General features: G+C 44.1%; 2 protein-coding genes. Both read left to right on the top strand.

Going from position 1 to position 21,409, the window contains the following annotated elements; all coding sequences use genetic code 11:
- Position 1 precedes the first annotated feature (1 nt).
- Positions 2-6,472 carry a non-ribosomal peptide synthetase gene (locus MHH71_RS04080; protein ID WP_006097600.1) on the top strand — a complete coding sequence of 2,157 codons (6,471 nt, stop codon included), beginning with the start codon at positions 2-4 and terminating at the stop codon, positions 6,470-6,472.
- Entirely contained in the window at positions 6,469-21,336 is a 14,868-nt protein-coding gene (locus MHH71_RS04075) for a non-ribosomal peptide synthetase (protein WP_340722672.1), read from the top strand. The genes MHH71_RS04080 and MHH71_RS04075 overlap by 4 nt, the downstream gene beginning before the upstream one ends.
- Positions 21,337-21,409: the final 73 nt, after the last annotated feature.

Below are 21,409 nucleotides of genomic sequence, written 5' to 3'. Positions count from 1 at the left end.
GATGGGGGACATTATCGATATATACGGATTATCACCTTTGCAAAAAGGGATACTGTTTCATACTTTATATGATCAAGATGATGAGCATTCTTTTTCCTATATTGTACAGGTAGGTTTCTTACTCGGTGATCGATTGGATGTTGCTACTTTCGAAAAGGCCTGGGAATACGTCATTCACCGACATGAGATTCTACGTTCTGTTTTTGTGTGGGAGGAAGTAGAAAAGCCATTGCAAGCTGTTTATCAACGTCTTCCTTTTACTATTCGTCGAGAAGACTGGAGCGCTCTTTCATGTGGAGATAGGGAAAAGAAATTACACCAGTTTTTGAATGCTGATCGGAGAAAAGGGTTTTCGTTAGACGAAGCACCGTTGATGAGAATCACTGTGATTAAAGAAGCAGAAGAAGAAACGAGAATCATTTGGACGCATCATCATATTTTGTTGGATGGGTGGAGTGTGTCCCTGATCTTCGGTGAAGTGATGGGAGTTTATCTCAAGATGATAAAGGGAGAAGCATTCGATCTTCCAAAGTCTCTTCCCTATAAAAAATATATCCAGTGGATTAATAAACAAGATCGAAGTAAAGCTGAGAAATTCTGGACAGAAGAATTAAAAGGATTTCATGCACCTACGCCATTAGCGATGGAAAGAAGTGACCAGGGGCAGGAGAAGGGTTATGGAGAGAGCGTTTATCAGCTATCTGAGGAACTGACTGAAACTTTACAAGAGTGGGTACGAAATAGTCAGCTAACATTAAATACGTTAGTGCAAGGAGCCTGGGCTTACTTGATGAGCCGGTATAGCGGTGAAAGCGATATCGTATTTGGTGTGACTAGCTCTGGACGTCCTACTGAATTAGCAGGGGCAGAGAAAATGGTTGGTCTATTCATTAACACATTGCCTACCCGAATTCATGTAAAGAATGATACATCAGTAGTAGACTGGCTCCGTAAGATACAGATGAAAGAAATGGAACGGAGACAATACGAGTATAATTCGTTGGTCGATATTCAAGGGTGGAGTGAAGTTCCAAGGAGCAGTACTTTATTTCATACCTTGTATGTGTTCGAAAATTACCCGATCCAAGGAGAGCGCAATGCTGATTTAAGATTACTAGAGGTCCAAAGTGCAGAACAAACAAATTATCCTTTGACGCTCATTGCAATGCCAGGTAAGGAATTTACTTTGAAGTTGATGTATGACCGCCATCATTTTGATGAAGAGACCATTCATCGGATTCAGGATCATCTATCGCAAACATTAATTCAGATGACGAAAAGCTCAGATTCAAAGCTATCCGAAATTACCCATTTAACAATGGAAGAGCAGGTACAACTGCTAGAGAAATGGAATGATACCCAAGTAGAATATTCATCTGAAAGCATGATTCATACGTTATTTGAGCAGCAAGTGGAGAAAACGCCAGAAGCGATCGCGGTTATTTATGAAAATGAGAAACTTACCTATAGAGAGCTGAATGAGCGTGCTAATCAGCTAGCTCACTATTTACAGAAGCGTAGTGTGGGTCCAGAGTCTTTAGTCGGTGTATATATGGAAAGGTCGCCAAAAATGATGATAGCGTTGCTAGGGGTTCTAAAGTCAGGAGGAGCTTATGTTCCACTTGATCCTACGTATCCCGAGAATCGGCTACGCTATATATTAGAAGATGCTAGAATCGAAGTACTAGTGACGCAAGAAAAGTTAGAAAAAATAGGTATATCCGAACAAATCGAAACAATTTGTATGGATCAAGATCGCATTGCGATTGAACAGGAAGAACCGATCGCATGTACAAGCAGTGTAACAGGAAAAAATTTAGCATACGTTATGTACACTTCAGGATCTACAGGTAATCCAAAGGGAGTGATGATTGAGCATCATTCGGTGATTAATTATCTTGAATGGATGCAACATCAATATCCACTCTCTGAAAAGGATGTGGTCTTGCAGAAAACACCATTCTCATTTGATGTATCGGTGTGGGAGTTATTTTGGGGTATTAGTGTAGGAGCATGTGTATCCTTCCTGCCTCCAGGTGGAGAAAAGGATCCTTCTATAATAGCTGAAGTGATAGAGAAGCATCAGGTTACTGTTGTCCAATTTGTTCCTTCGATGCTATCTGTTTTCTTAGACCATTTCGATCATATTGATTTGAAACTGAAATGTTCGTCCGTGCGTCATGTGTTTTCCGGTGGGGAAGAGCTAAGTCCAGGGTTGGTTAGACGATTTCAACAGCACTGGAATCAGAGCGGACAAGTAAAATTGACCAACTTTTATGGACCAACAGAAGCAACCATTTACGTGAATGCATTTGACTGTCAACCCCATCAAGAATTTGTTTGTATTGGTAATCCAATACAAAATATTCAGCTGTATGTATTAGATCAGAATCAGTGCTTGCAATCGATAGGGATAGAGGGTGAGTTGTATATTGGTGGTGCAGGTTTAGCGCGTGGTTACTTAAACCGACCTGATCTCACTGCTGAAAGATTCGTTCCGCATCCGTTTCAATTAGGAGAACGGCTATATCGAACCGGAGATTCAGTAAGATATCTAACTGATGGGAATTTAGAATTTATAGGCAGAATGGACCATCAAGTGAAAGTGCGTGGCTTTCGGATTGAGCTTGGAGAAATTGAAGCGACTTTAGAAAGGCATTCGTCTATTAAAGAGACTGTCGTGCTAGTGAGAGAAGATCGCCCTGGTGATCAGCGATTGGTAGCGTATGTGATAAGCGATGGAAATATCCAAAATTGGCGAGCGTATCTCCAGGACCAATTACCGAATTACATGGTTCCAGCACACCTTGTAGAGTTGGAATATTTCCCACTTACTCCGAATGGGAAAATCGACCGAAAAGCCTTACCAGCGCCGGAAGGACAATCTATGGGAGAGTTTAACGTCCTACCAAGAACGTCATCGGAAGAGCTCATCGCCTCGGTTTGGAGTCAAGTGTTAGGAATAGAAAATATCGGCATTCAGGACTCTTTTTTTGAACGTGGTGGGCACTCATTACTCGCTACCCAAATCGTCTCTCGATTACAAGAAGCATTCCAGATCAAAATCCCGCTACGTGAACTTTTCAAGTACGATACGGTGGAGGCACTGTCGAAGCGACTGGATCAGTTGTGTAAAGGAGATAAAAAACGAGAGATTCCACCACTTGTACCTATGTCGCGGGAAGAATCTATTCCGCTTTCTTACGCACAGAAACGCCTATGGTTCATGGATCAATTAATGCCAAATAGTGCGATGTACAATATTCATGCAGCATGTCGACTGACAGGAAAATGGTCACTTGAAGCATTGGAGACGGGATGGAATCAGTTGATTGAACGTCATGAATCATTGCGGACGGTAATTCAAGAGCGAGAGGGTGAACCCGTTCAACAGGTTCAGTCGCATGTTTTCAGACCTCTCCCTCAAATGGATCTAACAACTCTCCCTCTGGAAGACAGAGAAAGAGAGTTGAAGCGGCTCGTTCAAAACGAGGCGGAGGAACCATTTCATTTGGGACAAGGTCCTTTGATCCGAACACGAATTTTGAAAGTGGACAAAGAGGAATGGGTACTTCTTTGTACGATGCATCATATTGTTTCGGATGGGTGGTCAATGGGAATCTTACTCGAAGAATGGATGGCTTTTTATGAAGGAGCCATTAGTGGAAAACCAGTTGAACTGAGGGAGTTACCTGTTCAATATGCGGACTTTGCCATGTGGCAAAAAGAATGGCAAAAAGAAGAGAATCTTGATCAGCACCTTCAATATTGGAAGGAAGAATTGGCCGGTGAGTTACCGGTCTTGCAATTACCGATGGATCGTCCTCGACCTGCTGTTCAAACCCACCGTGGTGCAAGTCAATCTCTGATGGTGGCGAATTCCTTACGGGAAAAGCTCAAGGAATTAAGTCTGCAAGAAGACTCCACCTTATTTATGACCTTGATGGCGGCGTATCAAAGCTTCCTTTCTCGTTATACGGGACAAGATGACATCTTGGCTGGAAGCCCGATTGCGAACCGGAATGTTAAAGAGATTGAAGGATTAATAGGTTTCTTTGCAAATACGTTGGTTTATCGAGCTGATTTCAGTGGAAATCCGACGTTCCAAGAACTTCTGTCGCAGATACGAAAAAAAGCACTAAAAGCATACGAGTATCAGGACATTCCGTTTGAGAAAGTGGTAGAAGCCGTAAAACCTGAACGGAATACCAGTCATTCACCGATTTTCCAAACCATGTTTACCTTACAGAATATGAAACAAGAGTTACCTCAGCTATCTGAAAGAAACATGGAGCTGATGGAAAATCATACTTCGGTTGCCAAATTTGATTTGAGTTTATTTGCATCGGAGACGGAAGAAGGGTTATTGCTAACTTTTGAATATAATACCGATTTGTTTAATGCTGCAACTATTGAACGAATGGCAGGTCATTTTGAACATTGGTTATATGAAATTGTATCTCATCCAAAAGATTCACTATCAAAGCTGAATATGCTATCGAAAGCAGAATATAAGAGGTTACTAGAGGAATGGAATGACACAGGTGTCGTGGCCATACGTGAAAGCACGATTCATACATTGTTTGAGGAACAAGTGGAGAAAACGCCAGAAGCGATCGCGGTAGTGTGCGAAGATGAGGAGCTAACGTATCAAGAACTGAACGAACGCTCCAATCAGTTGGCCCATTATCTTCAAAAGAGGGGTGTGGGATGCGAATCATTGGTTGGGATCAGCGTTACACGTTCATCCGAGATGATTGTCGGTCTCTTAGGAATCATGAAAGCAGGAGGAGCGTATGTTCCGATTGATCCTGCGTATCCGGAGAGTCGGATACGGTATATTTTAGCGGATGCTCAAATCGAGGTACTGGTGACACAGGACAAGTTGCAGCAAAAAATGACGTTACCTGAATCGGTTAATATGATTTGTATCGATCGTGATCGAGCAGCGATCGAACAGGAAGTAACGACCGTATGTACGAGTGAAGTGACAAGCGATAACTTAGCTTATATCATCTATACCTCAGGATCCACTGGCAATCCTAAGGGAGTGATGATTGAGCATCGGAGTACGTTGGCGATGATCCATTGGGCACATCAAACCTATTCCCGACAGGAATTAGCAGGAGTGCTGGCTTCAACTTCACTATCCTTTGATCTATCGGTTTTTGAAGTATTTGTTCCTTTGACGAGGGGTGGCAAGGTAATTGTCGCTGAAAGTGCCCTTCATCTGGACAAGTTGTCTACGAAGGATGTGACCTTGGTCAATACTGTGCCATCAGCAGCGAAGGAACTGGTTCGAGCAAAGTTAATCCCTTCTTCGGTAAAAGTGATGAATTTGGCTGGAGAACCGTTGCCACAGTCACTGGTCCAGCACTTGTATGAGAGAAGTCCGATTGAAAAGGTGTACAACCTATACGGTCCATCCGAAGATACTACTTATTCTACGTATATGAAGCTAGAAAAGGACGTCATGCACAAGGTGCCACCGATTGGTAGACCCATCTCTAACACAGAAGTATATGTACTCAGTGCAAACCAGCAAATGGTCCCGATTGGTGTAGTGGGTGAGCTTTACCTTGGGGGATCAGGCTTGGCGCGTGGCTATTTAAATCGCCCTGACTTAACAAACGAGCGTTTTATCCCGCATCCATTTAAAGAAGGGGAGCGAGTATATCGGACGGGAGATCTTGTGAGATATCTACCGGACGGGAATTTGGATTATCTCGGTCGGATCGATCATCAAGTGAAGATCCGTGGATTCCGGATTGAGCTAGGGGAGATTGAAGCGACGTTACAAAGTCATTCATCAGTTAACGAAGTCGTTGTGATGGTACGCGAAGATCATCCGGGTGATCAGCGTTTAGTTGCCTATGTAGCGGGAGAAGGAAATGCTCATGCGTGGCGTGATTATCTCAAGACCCAGTTACCAAATTACATGGTTCCGGCACACTTTGTCGAATTGACAGCATTCCCACTCACCCCAAATGGAAAAATCGATCGGAAAGCCTTACCTGCACCAGAGCGCAAGGAAGCAGAGGGTGGTTATGTTGCCCCTCGTACCCCTACAGAAGAAGCGATTGTTTCGATATGGCATCAAATTTTAGGCACTGAAAATATCGGGATTCATGATTCGTTTTTTGAACTAGGTGGCCATTCATTACTCGCTACACAAGCTGTTTCTAATCTGAATGAAACCTTTGGAATTGAGTTACCACTGCATGATTTATTTACGTATACTACGGTGCAGGAATTGGCAGAACGGGTTAATCAGTTGCGCTGTAGTGGAAATGAGCAAACGCAGAATGATAGTAAGGAGAATGTAAGTTTTCAAGACTATATTCAAAATGAAGCAGCAGCGAGTAATGATGAAGAGTTACTTGAACTTCTTAAGCAATTGGAAGAGTTATCAGAGGAAGAAGCGCAAGATATATTCGAGAGAAACTTGGTTGAGGAAGGTGTGAAAAAATGAGAAGTGATTTACTTGCAAAGTTGAATTCGCTTTCTCCTGAGAAGAGAGCGTGGCTTCAGAAGCAGATGCAGAAAAAGGAGAATAAAGAAGCGCTTCCGTTGTCCTATGCACAACAACGTTTGTTGTTTATGGACCGATTTAACCCAAACAGTTCAGTATATAATATTCCGACAGTATGGCGTCTAAAAGGAAATTGGATACCTGAAGCATTGGAAAAGGGATTAAATCGACTCATTGAGCGTCATGAATCATTACGCACCGTTTTTAAGGAAGTTGGAGACCAACCTATGCAACATATTGTGGAATTCCTTCCTAGAAAACTACCTGTAGAGGATTATTCTCACCTTCCTCTGGAAGTAAAGGAAAAAGAGATAGAGAGTTTGATTGCTAGAGAAGCGCAGGATCCGTTTGATTTAATGAATGGCCCTTTGATTCGTAATCAACTGGTTCAATTAGGGAAAGAGGAATGGTTATTGCTATGTACCATGCACCATATTATTTCTGATGCGTGGTCCATCGGCATATTGATCAATGAATTGCTTGCCTTCTATGAGGAAGAAATGAGTGGGAAGCCTGCTGGACTAAGTTCGCTATCGATTCAATATGCAGACTTTGCGAAATGGCAAAGGCAGTGGTTGCAGGGTGAAGTGCTAGATCGACAACTTACGTATTGGCAGGAAGAATTGTCCGGTGAGCTTCCTATACTACAACTGCCAGTGGATCGCCCTCGACCGGTTACGCAAACGTACGCTGGGGACACGTATCATGTGATTCTTCCTCACACACTACTCAGTTCATTGAAGGATTTAAGTCGACGAGAAGGATCTACCTTATTCATGACCTTAATGGCTGCATATCAGAGCTTTCTTGCTCGCTATACGGGGCAAGAAGATATTCTTGTCGGAAGTCCGATTGCGAATCGGAACCATAAAGGAGTAGAGGGATTAATCGGCTTCTTTGTTAATACGTTAGTCTATCGAGCGGATCTCAGTGGAAATCCGACGTTCCGGGAGATTTTGTCTCAGATAAAGAAAAAGGCGTTGAAAGCGTATGAATATCAAGATATTCCGTTTGAAAAAGTGGTAGAAGCTGTACAACCTGAACGGAGTACGAGTCATTCGCCCATCTTCCAGACCATGTTTACGCTACAGAATATAAAACAAGAACGAATAGAGCTGTCTGGGAGAAGTTTGGAAATGATAGAAAGTAATATTTCCATCGCGAAATTTGATTTGAGTTTAACCGCTTATGAGGTGGAAGAAGGTCTATTTGTCTCTTTTGAATACAATACAGATTTATTTGACAGTAGAACCATTGCACGTATGGCAGGGCATTTTGAAAACTGGTTGAACGAAATTGTTCATCATCCAGATGAATCATTTACAAAGCTGTCGATGCTAGCGGACACAGAACAGAAGCAGCTCTTGGAAGAATGGAATGACACTGACGTAGTTTATTCACATGAGAGCATGATTCACGAACTGTTTGAGCAGCAGGTTGCGCGTACACCTGGAGCGGTGGCGATAGTGTATGAAGGTGGACAGCTGACGTATCAAGAACTCAACGAGAAAGCGAACCAATTGGCACATTATTTACAGAAACGGGATATAGGACCTGAGTCATTGGTCGGTATATGTGTCGAGCGTTCACCCGAAATGATTATTGGTCTCTTAGGGATTCTCAAAGCAGGTGGGGCTTATGTCCCACTGGATCCGAGTTATCCTGAAAATCGCCTGAGATACATTTTAGAGAACTCGCAGATCCAAGTGCTTTTAACAAAGGAAGCGTTACAGGGTTGGTTGCCTGAAGGCATCCAAGCGATTTGTTTGGATCGAGATCAAGCAGCGATTTCTAAAGAGAGTAGCTTGGCACCAGTGAGCGGAGTGACAGCAAACAACTTGGCGTATATCATTTACACTTCGGGTTCGACAGGGAATCCTAAGGGAGTGATGATTGAACACCACTCGGTTATCAACCGATTACAGTGGATGCAAAAAAACTATCCATTATCTGAACAGGATACGATTCTTCAAAAAACGCCGTTTTCGTTTGATGTCTCTGTCTGGGAATTATTTTGGTGGTCATTTGTAGGAGCACGTGTTTGTTTACTTCCACCGGGTGGCGAGAAGGATCCTGCAATGATTGAGGAGTGTATTGAGCGATATCGCGTGACCACGATGCACTTTGTTCCGTCGATGTTATCTACTTTCTTGGATTATATGGAACAATTCAAAGCGAAAAAGGACGTATCGTCTTTGTGTCAGGTTTTTACCAGTGGAGAAGCGTTAAATACCGAACAAGTTCGCCGGTTTAAGGGTGTGTTTTATGATTCTCAGCAAACGAAGTTAAGCAACTTGTATGGTCCTACAGAAGCGACTGTAGATGTCACTTACTATGATTGTGATTTAGAAAAAGAACCGTTGCTTATTCCGATTGGTCGTCCGATTGATAATACCGAATTGTATGTGCTAGATCAAAGCCAACAGGTGGTACCGATAGGTGTGGCTGGGGAACTTTACCTTGGTGGTGTAGGCTTGGCACGTGGTTACTTCAATCGTCCAGAGTTAACTGCTGAACGTTTTATTCCGCATCCATTTAAGGAAGGGGAACGGCTCTATCGGACGGGGGACCTGGTGAGGTATCTGAATGATCGCAATGTGGAGTATATCGGAAGAATAGATAACCAAGTGAAAATCAGAGGATTCCGGATTGAGCTGGGAGAGATTGAAGCGTTCCTACACGATCATTCATCTGTGAAAGAGGCTGTTGTGTTAGTGAAGGAAGATCATCCTGGAGACAAGCAGTTAGTAGCTTATGTGGTGGGTGAAGGAGACACTGGAGAATGGCGTGAGCACCTCAAGACGCAATTACCGAATTACATGATTCCGGCATACTTTGTCGAGATGGAAGTGATGCCACTCACTCCGAATGGCAAAATCGATCGCAAAGCCTTACTGGCATTGGACGGACAGCCCATGAGCGTAAATATTGTCTCACCGCGAACACCAGTGGAAGAGCTCGTCGCATCGGTATGGAGTCAAGTGTTAGGCATAGAAAATATTGGTGTTCAGGATTCCTTCTTCGAGCTTGGTGGCCACTCGCTACTCGCTACCCAAGTTGTCTCACGTTTACAAGAAGTCTTCCAAATCGAACTACCGGTGCGTGAACTTTTTGAGTTTACAACGGTGGAGGCACTGGCGAAGCGACTGGATCAGTTGCGTAAAGGGGACAAAAAACGAGAGATTCCACCGCTTATGCCGATGGAACGGGGAGAAGCCATTCCGCTCTCTTATGCCCAACAGCGCCTGTGGTTTATTGACCAATTCACGCCTAATAGTGCACTTTATAATATGCCGATGGTATGCCGTCTTACAGGAAATTGGGTACCTGAAGCATTGGAGACGGGATGGAATCAGCTGATAGAGCGTCATGAATCTTTACGGACTGTGTTCCATGAAATGGATGGTCATCCTGTGCAGCAGATTCAACCGTATGCTTTCCGGTCCCTTCCTCAAATGGATTTAACTATGCTTTCTCCGGAAGAGCGAGACGCAGAAGTTAATCGTTTAATTCAGCAAGAAACAGAAGTGCCATTTGACTTAGGAGAGGGCCCACTGATTCGGACAATCGTCTTGCGAGTGGGAGAAGAGGAATGGATCCTCCTCTGCACCCTGCATCATATCGTTTCGGACGGATGGTCGATGGGAGTCCTACTTGAAGAATGGATAGCTTTCTATGAGGAAGCAACGGATGAGAGGGTAGCAGAACTTGAACCATTACCGATCCAATATGCGGACTTTGCTCAATGGCAAAAGGGATGGTTGAAGGAAGAAGTGCTTGAACAGCAACTCCACTATTGGCAGGAAGAATTGTCTGGTGAGCTTCCTGTGCTACAACTGCCGATGGATCACCCGCGTCCTGCGGTGCAAACCCATCGTGGATCGACACACACTGTGTTGCTGTCACGTTCGTTACGCGACAAACTGAACGAACTCAGTCGTCAAGAAGGGGCGACGCTCTTTATGACTCTGTTGGCTGCGTATCAAAGCTTCCTTTCTCGTTATACAGGACAAGAAGATATTCTCGTCGGAAGTCCAATTGCGAATCGTAATTACAGAGAGATTGAAGAATTAATCGGTTTCTTCGTCAACACGTTGGTTTATCGGGCTGATCTGAGTGGCGCACCGACATTCCAAGAGTTGTTGTCTCAGGTGCGGACAAAAGCATTGAAGGCGTATGAATATCAAGATATTCCATTTGAAAAAATTGTGGAAGTTGTGCAACCTGAGCGGAGTACAAGTCATTCTCCGATCTTCCAGACGATGTTCATCTTACAAAATATGAAACAAGAGCTTCCGGTGTTGTCTGGTAGAAGAATCGAAATGATAGAAAACCATAATTCGATCGCAAAATTTGATTTAAGTGTAATGGCAGCCGAGGCGGAAGAAGGATTAATTTTCTCTTTTGAATACAATAAGGATTTATTTGATGTTACAACCATCGAACGAATGGCAGGACATTTTGAGAACTGGCTACATGAAGTTTCTCATCATCCACAAAAACCGTTGAATAGTTTGAGTATGCTCTCCGAATTTGAGCGTGATTTGTTATTAGAGACATGGAATGACACTGCAATGGAAATGTCCCAAGAGGGTCTTATTTGCGACAGATTTGAGGACAAAGTAGCACGACGTCCCGATGCGATTGCAGTGGTCGATCAAATGAGAGAGTGGACCTATGGTGAACTGGATACACGGGCAAATCAGTTGGCACATGTTTTGCAGAGAAAAGGGGTTGGTCCTGAATCAGTTGTGGGTGTCTACCTCCCGAGATCGGCTGAGCTCATGTCAAGTTTACTTGGCATATTAAAAGCTGGCGGGGCCTATGTCGTTCTAGATCCGTTGTATCCGAAATCACGGTTACAATACATGATTGAAGATGCAGGGATCCAAATCGTAGTGACGACAGCAGCGCAAGAAAGCCTTTCTGAGCAGGTCGAAACGGTGAGATTAGAAGAAATAACAGATGAAAGCGTGATCGCACCGAAGCGGCAAGTGAAACCCGAGCACTTAGCTTATATCGTCTACACCTCTGGTTCCACAGGAAAGCCAAAGGGTGTCATGGTCGAATATCGGTCATTGATGAATATGGTCTCTTGGCATCAAGCGGTATACCAAATTACAGAACAGGATCGTGCGACTCAAATTGCGGGGATTGCCTTTGACTCAGCCGTCCAGGAGATTTGGCCTTATCTCACTGCTGGTGCAGCACTATACCTGTCGACAGAAGAGTTGCGAATCAATCCGGAGGCTCTACGAGATTGGCTCATTGATTCACGGATTACGGCTAGCTTTGCGCCTACACCTATTCTGGAAAGACTCTTGAAATTATCTTGGCCAGAGAAGACGGATCTCCGTTTTATCATTACGGGAGGAGATCAGTTAACACAGTATCCATCTGAACAAATCCCTTTTACGGTGATTAATCAGTATGGTCCATCGGAAAATACCGTCGTTACCACTGATTGTTATGTGCCTGTAGGAATGACAACAGGTACTCCGTCGATTGGTCGACCGATTGCGAATACAGAAGTATATGTGTTAGATTCTCACCTTCAGCCGGTGCCAGTGGGTGTGATTGGAGATCTCTATATCGGAGGAAAGAGTCTTGCTCGTGGCTATGCTAATCGTCTGGAACTCACAGAGGAAAAATTTATTTCGCATCCGTTTAAGTCAGGGGAACGTCTCTATTACACTGGGGACAAAGCAAGTTATCTGCCTGACGGTGATCTCCGGTTCCATGGTCGTATGGATGACCAAGTAAAAATTCGTGGTTTCCGGATTGAACTGGGAGAAGTTGAAGCAACTTTGCAGGCGCATTTGTCTGTAAAAGAAGTTGTTGTACTGGTAAGAGAGGATCATCCAGGAGACAAACGATTGGTAGCTTATGTAGTTGGTGAAGGAAGTGTAAATGAATGGCGGGAGCATCTGAAAACACATTTACCGAATTACATGGTTCCGGCACACTTTGTCGAGATGGCATTTTTACCACTCACACCGAATGGAAAACTCGATTTAAAAGCATTGCCTGTACCTGATGAACCATCTACTGAAAATACTGTATACCCACGAACTCCGATGGAAGAACTCATTGCATCGGTATGGAGTCAAGTGCTAGGCATAGAAAATATTGGTGTCCAGGATTCCTTCTTCGATCGAGGTGGCCACTCGTTGCTCGCTACCCAAGTTGTATCTCGGTTAAAAGAGGCATTACAAATCGAACTGTTAGTACGTGAACTGTTTGAGTATTCAACAGTAGAGGCGTTGGCGAAGCGACTGGATCAATTGCGTAAAGGAGACAAAATACGAGAAATTCCACCGCTTATGCCGATGGAACGGGGAGAAGCCATTTCGCTCTCTTATGCCCAACAGCGCCTGTGGTTCATTGACCAATTCACGCCTAATAGTACACTTTATAATATACCGATGGTATGCCGTCTTACAGGGAATTGGGTACCCAAAGCATTGGAGACGGGATGGAATCAGCTGATAGAGCGTCATGAATCTTTGCGAACGGTGTTCCATGAAATGGATGGTCATCCTGTGCAGCAGATTCAACCATATGCTTTCCGGTTCCTTCCCCAAATAGATCTAACTACGCTTTCCTCCGAAGAGAGAGAAAGCGTAATGGAAAAATGGATCCAAAACGAAGCCGAAGCGCCATTTGACTTAGGACAAGGTCCGTTGATCCGTGGGCAAATCGTGCAAATCGCAGAAGAAGAATGGATTCTTCTTTGTACCATGCATCATATTATCTCGGATGGCTGGTCGATGGAAATCTTGCTCCAAGAATGGATGGCATTCTATGAAGAAGCGGTTGGTGGAAAACCAGCAGAACTCGCACCATTACCGGTTCAATATGCCGACTTTGCCCAATGGCAAAGGGAATGGATGAAAGAAGAAGTACTTGATCAGCAGCTTGCATATTGGAAGGAAGAGCTGTCTGGCGAGTTACCAGTCTTAATGTTGCCGATGGATCGTCCTCGTTCTGCGGTGCAAACCCATCGTGGATCGACACACACTGTGTTGTTGTCACGCTCGTTACGCGACAAACTGAACGAACTTAGTCGTCAAGAAGAGTCGACGCTCTTCATGACCTTACTGGCATCGTATCAAAGCTTCCTCGCTCGTTATACAGGACAATCGGATATTCTTGTCGGAAGCCCGATTGCAAACCGGAATTATCGTGAGATTGAAGGGTTGATTGGTTTCTTCGTCAACACGTTGGTTTATCGGGCTGATCTGAGTGGCGCACCGACATTCCAAGAGTTGTTGTCTCAGGTGCGGACAAAAGCATTGAAGGCGTATGAATACCAAGATGTTCCGTTTGAAAAGATTGTAGATGTCATACAACCCGAGCGAAGTACAAGTCATTCTCCGATCTTCCAAACCATGTTTACCTTGCAAAACACGCAACAAGAGCTTCCAGAGCTTCATGGAAGAAGTTTAGAAGCGATGGAAAGTCATACTTCGATCGCCAAGTTTGATTTGAGTTTAAGCGCCGCAGAGGTGGAAGAGGGTTTATTCCTTTGTTTTAACTATAAGAATGATTTATTTGACGTTGTAACGATCAGACGTATGGCTGAGCATTTTGAAAATTGGTTGAATGAAATCGTGGAACATCCCGATAAATCACTGACGAAGTTGACGATGCTATCGGAATTAGAGAAGCAATTACTGGAAGAGTGGAATGATAATGCTGTAGCGTATCCACGTGAGAGTGTGATCCATAAACTGTTTGAAGATCAAGTGGATCGTACACCTGACACGGTGGCGGTGGTGGATGAAAATCAGCAGTTGACGTATCGAGAGCTGAATGAGAAAGCAAACCAATTGGCCCATTATCTCCAGAAATGTGGGATTGGGACCGAGTCATTGGTCGGTCTCTGCTTCCAGCGTTCAGTTGAGATGATTGTTGGTCTCATGGGGATCTTGAAAGCTGGGGCAGCCTATGTTCCATTGGATCCATCGTATCCAGAAAGTCGTCTACGATATATTCTGGAGGACACAGGGATTCAAGTATTGGTCACGAGCGAAGCATTAGTTGGTTGGATACCTGAAGAAATCGAAGCAGTTTGTTTGGATCGGGATCAAGCGATGATCTCACGAGAAAGCATTCTTTCACCAATATGTGAAGTGACAGGAGAAAATTTGGCGTATGTAATCTATACTTCGGGATCAACGGGGAATCCGAAGGGAGTGATGGTAGAGCATCACAATGTGATTCGTTTATTTAAATCAACGGAATGTTGGTATCAGTTTGATGAAAAAGATACTTGGACGCTTTTCCATTCTTATGCGTTTGACTTCTCAGTTTGGGAAATTTGGGGAGCATTGCTCTATGGAGGAAGATTGGTTGTTGTTCCTTACTGGATTAGTCGATCGCCTAAGGATTTCTATCAACTGTTAGTAAAGGAAAAGGTTACGGTTCTTAATCAGACACCATCCGCATTTCGACAATTGATACAAGTGTGTGAACAAGAAGATGAGAATAAAAACCTGCATCTGCGCTATGTCATATTTGGTGGGGAAGCACTTGATCCTACTAGCTTGCTACCGTGGTTTCAAAGGTATGGAGAGCAGAACACGCAGCTAATTAATATGTATGGAATCACAGAAACCACCGTTCATGTTACGTATTATCCAATTACTCAGGATGATGTAAAGCATTCTTCAAGAAGTAATATCGGAAAGCGGATTCCAGATTTAGAAGTGTATGTGCTAGACAATTGTCAACAGCCTGTGCCTATTGGCGTATCTGGTGAACTATATATTGGTGGAGCGGGACTCGCACGTGGGTATTTAAAAAGACCTGAATTGACTGCAGAACGTTTCATTCCTCATCCATTCAGTAGTGACCCGGGAGCGCGATTATATCGGACAGGAGACTTAGCGAGATACTTGCCAGATGGAAATCTAGATTATCTTGGACGGATTGATCACCAGGTGAAAATCCGTGGTTTCCGAATTGAGCTCGGGGAAATTGAATCTGCTTTAAACGCACATGCATCCGTAAAAGAGGCTGTTGTAATTGTTCGAGAGGATCAGCCGGGTGATAAACGATTGGTGGCATATGTCGTGGGTGATGGGAATGTAGGTGAGTGGAGAGATTATCTCAAGGCGAAACTACCAAGCCATATGGTTCCTTCAGGATTTGTGATGATGGAAGCTATTCCACTAACTGCTAACGGTAAAGTTGATCGTGAGGCCTTGCCTGTACCGGAGGAGAGGGAAATTGAAAGTGAATGTGTTGCACCCCGGAATGGTAAAGAAGAAACACTGGCTACCATTTGGAAGCAAGTATTAGGGATTAAAAAGGTGGGAATCCATGATAACTTCTTTGAAATTGGTGGAGACTCGATTCTCAGCATTCAGATTGTCTCTCGTGCGAAGCAAGCAGGTTTGCATTTGACACCAAAGCAAATGTTTGAACACCAAACGATTGCCGAGTTGGCGCAAGTAGTCAAAGAAGAACAGGGTGTACAAGCAGAGCAGGGAGTTGTAACTGGAGAACTGATCCTTACACCAATCCAGCAATGGTTTTTTGCACAAGATCATCCTAACCCACACCATTGGAATCAATCCATGTTTTTTAGAACAAAAGAGCGACTGGATATAGTATTACTGGAGAAAGCTATGCGTACCCTTCTAATCCATCATGATGCCTTGCGTTTAAGATATGAACGTTTACCGGATGGAGCTTGGAAACAGCGGAACGAAGGGATCGAAGAACAATCGACGCTGACCGTGATTTCATTAGACGAAGTGCCGCAAGCAGAATGGCATCAAGTAATTCAAACGGAGATTGACACTGCACAAGCAAGCTTACACTTACACGCAGGACCGCTAATGAGGATGGTGTATTTTGATGAAGGTGAGAAAAGAGCCGGCCGATTATTCTGGGTGATTCATCACTTAGCAGTGGATGGTGTTTCTTGGCGGATTTTACTGGAGGATCTACAAACGGCGTATAATCAAGCGAGCCAGGATCAGAAGATCCAATTATCTACGAAGAGTACATCCTTTAAAGCGTGGTCGGAGAAATTGCATCATTACGCTGAAGCTGGGATTGCGCAAGAAGTGCGTGATTATTGGGAGCAGCAGTTCGAACAAGAAGTGGCTATGCTACCAGTGGATGTCACCCTCGAAGATCCAGCAAACGCAGCAACTGAGGAGATTACCGTGGTGCTGGATGAGAAAGAGACCCGTGCGTTATTGCAAGAGATTTCAAGCACCCATCGTGTCCAAATCAATGAAGTACTATTGGCAGCATTGGTACAGGCTACGGCAGCATGGACAGGTCATTCGACGCTGACCGTGGATCTGGAGGGTCATGGTCGAGAAGAGATTATTGAAGACATTGACCTATCGAGAACTGTAGGATGGTTTACAAGTATTTATCCTGTTCACTTAAATACTACAGGTGCCAAAACGCCAATTGCATCATTAAAAGCAGTCAAAGAACAAGTGCGCCAAATTCCTAATAAGGGCGTTGACTATGGGATTTTGCGGTACTTGAATCCAGCGATGCGTGAGCGATTGGAGTCTCAGCCTACACCATCCATTAGTTTTAACTATCTTGGACAATTTGACCAAATGTTCTCTGACGATGCGATGGTTGTTCCGGAGACCGGGTTTACGCGCTTAGACCATGCTCCTGGTTCCAAGCGATCACATTTAATCGATGTAATCGGAATTGTAACCGATGGAAAACTTCAGTTCACTTGGGTGTACAATGTTGGACAGTTTGCGAAGTCAACCATTCAAAGTGTTGCAGAGAATATGCTCCATCAACTGAGTAGATTGATTTACTCTTCGGATGGAGAATCTGCGCTGACCATTTCGGATTTTGCGATGGCAAATCTCACCCAAGCAGATTTGACCAAAGTACTATCTAAGATGACTCGTGGAAAGAATCATCCCATTACCGACCTGTATCCGCTATCGCCTTTACAGGAAGGCATGCTCTTTCATACACTGCATGATCAAGAGAATGAACATGTAGCGCCTTATGTGGTGCAATTGAGTTTCCTGGTTAGAGGGAAATTGGATATCCTTACTTTCGAGCAGGCGTGGAAATCGGTGATTCAGCGGCATGAAATTTTTCGTTCAGCATTTGTGTGGGATGAAATTGAAGAGCCCTTACAAGTGGTGTATGATCATATCCCATTTAAGCTGAATGAAGTGGATTGGCGTGCGCTGTCTGTAGAAGAAAAAGAGGAGAAACGAAAAGCCTTTTTGGCATCGAATCGAAAACAAGCTTTTCTTTTTGATGAGGCGCCATTGATGCGGGTGACTGTCATTCAAGAAGCGGAGGAAGAATATCGGGTTGTTTGGACGCATCACCATATTTTGTTGGATGGATGGAGCTTGCCACTGGTCTTTAACGAATTGCTTACAGTGTATCAGAAGAGGATGAACGGAGAGGCTGTGAATTTACCAAAGTCATCGCCATACAAGAAATATATTAAATGGCTGAAAGAGCAGGAGCAGGAGCAGGCGGAACAATTTTGGAGAGAGAAACTTAGAGGTTTTACAGCACCAACCCTGCTTGGCTTAGAGAGTAAAGAGCAAGAAAAAGGCTATACAGAGAAGGGTGTTTGTTTGTCAAAAGAGCAGACCCAAGCGTTACAAAGCTGGGCGAAGCGTAATAAGCTCACTTTGAGTACGGTGATCCAAGGTGCGTGGGCATATCTTATGAGCCGATACAGTGGCGAGAACGACATTGTCTTTGGTGTAACAAGCTCGGGACGCCCTACGGAGATTGTTGATGTCGAGCACATCGTAGGTCCTTTTATTACCACATCACCGACGCGAATCCAATTGACAGATGATCTGAAAGTAAGGGATTGGTTACAGAAGATACAAGAGGAAGAGATAGAAAGAAGACAATATGAATACGCTTCTTTGACAGAGATTCAAGGATGGAGTGAAGTTCCAAGAGGGACACCGCTGTTCCATAGCTTGTATGTGTTTGAAAACTACCCGGTGAAAGAGGAGTCTTCAGGAAATCTAGAAATTGGTGATTTGGAAGGAGTAGAGCAAACCCACTATCCATTAGGATTGACTGTTGTTCCAGGAAGTCAGTTATCGTTAAAGCTGATGTATGATCGTAGCAAGTTTAATGGATTAACTATTGAACGGATGCTGGGTCATTTACGCCAGGTGTTAAAGCAAATGATCGAGAATGTTGATCAAACCCTGTCGGAGCTGGTGTATGTTACGAAGACAGAACAGAAGCAACTACTGGAAGAATGGAATGACACCGCAATGGAAATGTCCCAAGAGGGTCTTATTTGCGACAGATTTGAGGACAAAGTAGCACGACGTCCCGATGCGATTGCAGTGGTCGATCAAATGAGAGAGTGGACCTACGGTGAACTGGATACGCGGGCAAATCAGTTGGCACATGTTTTGCAGAGAAAAGGGGTTGGTCCTGAATCAGTTGTGGGTGTCTACCTCCCGAGATCGGCTGAGCTCATGTCAAGTTTACTTGGCATATTAAAAGCTGGCGGGGCCTATGTCGTTCTAGATCCGTTGTATCCGAAATCACGGTTACAATACATGATTGAAGATGCAGGGATCCAAATCGTAGTGACGACAGCAGCGCAAGAAAGCCTTTCTGAGCAGGTCGAAACGGTGAGATTAGAAGAAATAACAGATGAAAGCGTGATTGCACCGAAGCGGCAAGTGAAACCCGAGCACTTAGCTTATATCGTCTACACCTCTGGTTCCACAGGAAAGCCAAAGGGTGTCATGGTCGAATATCGGTCATTGATGAATATGGTCTCTTGGCATCAAGCGGTATACCAAATTACAGAACAGGATCGTGCGACTCAAATTGCGGGGATTGCCTTTGACTCAGCCGTCCAGGAGATTTGGCCTTATCTCACTGCTGGTGCAGCACTATACCTGTCGACAGAAGAGTTGCGAATCAATCCGGAGGCTCTACGAGATTGGCTCATTGATTTACGGATTACGGCTAGCTTTGCGCCTACACCTATTCTGGAAAGACTCTTGAAATTATCTTGGCCAGAGAAGACGGATCTCCGTTTTATCATTACGGGAGGAGATCAGTTAACACAGTATCCATCTGAACAAATCCCTTTTGCGGTGATTAATCAGTATGGTCCATCGGAAAATACCGTCGTTACCACTGATTGTTATGTGCCTGTAGGAATGACAACAGGTACTCCGTCGATTGGTCGGCCGATTGCGAATACAGAAGTATATGTGTTAGATTCTCACCTTCAGCCGGTGCCAGTGGGTGTGATTGGAGATCTCTATATCGGAGGAAAGAGTCTTGCTCGTGGCTATGCTAATCGTCTGGAACTCACAGAGGAAAAATTTATTCCGCATCCGTTTAAGTCAGGGGAACGTCTCTATTACACTGGGGACAAAGCAAGTTATCTGCCTGACGGTGATCTCCGGTTCCATGGTCGTATGGATGACCAAGTAAAGATTCGTGGTTTCCGGATTGAACTGGGAGAAGTTGAAGCAACTTTGCAGGCGCATTTGTCCGTAAAAGAAGCTGTTGTACTGGTAAGAGAGGATCATCCAGGAGACAAACGATTGGTAGCTTATGTAGTTGGTGAAGGAAGTGTAAATGAATGGCGGGAGCATCTGAAAACACATTTACCGAATTATATGGTTCCTGCACACTTTATTGAGGTAGACGCGATTCCGCTTACAACAAATGGGAAGGTTGATCGAAAGGCACTGAACAGCTTAACGATTCAAAAAGAAAGTACCTTTTCTACACCAATTATCCCACGGGATGAAATCGAGTATCAGCTGATTAGAATCTGGCAGGATGTGCTACAGATAGAAGATGTCCATGTAAACGATGATTTCTTCGATAGAGGGGGTCACTCTCTCCTGGTAATCAAATTGATTTCAAAGGTCAGAGAGAAATTTGGAAAAGAGATTAAGGTGTCCGCACTGATTGAGAACCCGACAGTGGAAGAAATCGCTTGTCTCATCCGTGACAATCATGGTATGGAAAAATCGTTATCGGTTCTGGTTCCATTACAAGAGTCAGAGAAAAGGCCTTTCTTCTGTGTTCATCCGTTTATGGGTAATGTATTCTGTTACATTCAGCTAGCAAGGTTACTCAAGGATCACTGCTCATTTTATGGTCTACAGAATCCTCTCGTAGAGAAAGAAGGAATGGACGGGTTGACTTTGTCGGAAGTAGTTCAACTCTACATCGAGGAAATGAAGCGAGTTCAGCCAGAGGGGCCGTATCGTCTGGGAGGATGGTCTCTGGGCGGTGCCATCGCCTATGAAATCGCAACTATACTACGGAACCAGGGAGAAGAAGTTGAGATGTTGGTACTCATGGATACCAAGGTACCTTCAGAACAGGATCACAAGACAGAGGATGATATGCTTTCTTATATATTGAAGCATTTCATCCATTTAGATCTAGTAGAGCAGGGAGAAGAACTCGTTCATCAACAGGACATGCTTGTTGATCAGTTGATCGTGGAAGGAGTGCTCCTGCCTGATGCGGATCTTACGAGTCTAAAGCAGATTATCAATGCCCACAGGAAGGGTCTAAATTTAATGGCAGAACATGTTTTAACGCCATATTTTGGGGAGGTCATCTACTTCAGTGCTGAAGAAGGTAGAGATTTATTCACGGATTGGAGGCCGTTATTACAGGGGAAAGTGAATAAGTATTCGGTGCCTGGGTCGCACGAAGAGATTGTCTTCTCCCCAGCAGTGGAAAAGATAGCCAAATGTCTCGTAAATGAATTAGAAGGGATAGAGGGAGCGTACCTTTCGTTAACCACAAAGTAGAGTGTCTAGAAAGATACAACTTTATGAACATAAATTTTCACTATCAAAGGTATTATTTGTGAATAGTGATGTG

It is taken from the genome of Bacillus sp. FSL H8-0534 (assembly GCF_038005885.1).
Classification (GTDB): Bacteria; Bacillota; Bacilli; order Bacillales; family Bacillaceae_G; genus Bacillus_A; species Bacillus_A pseudomycoides.
Note: the sequence above shows the minus strand (reverse complement) of the source record. Positions and strands in the feature narration are given on the sequence as shown.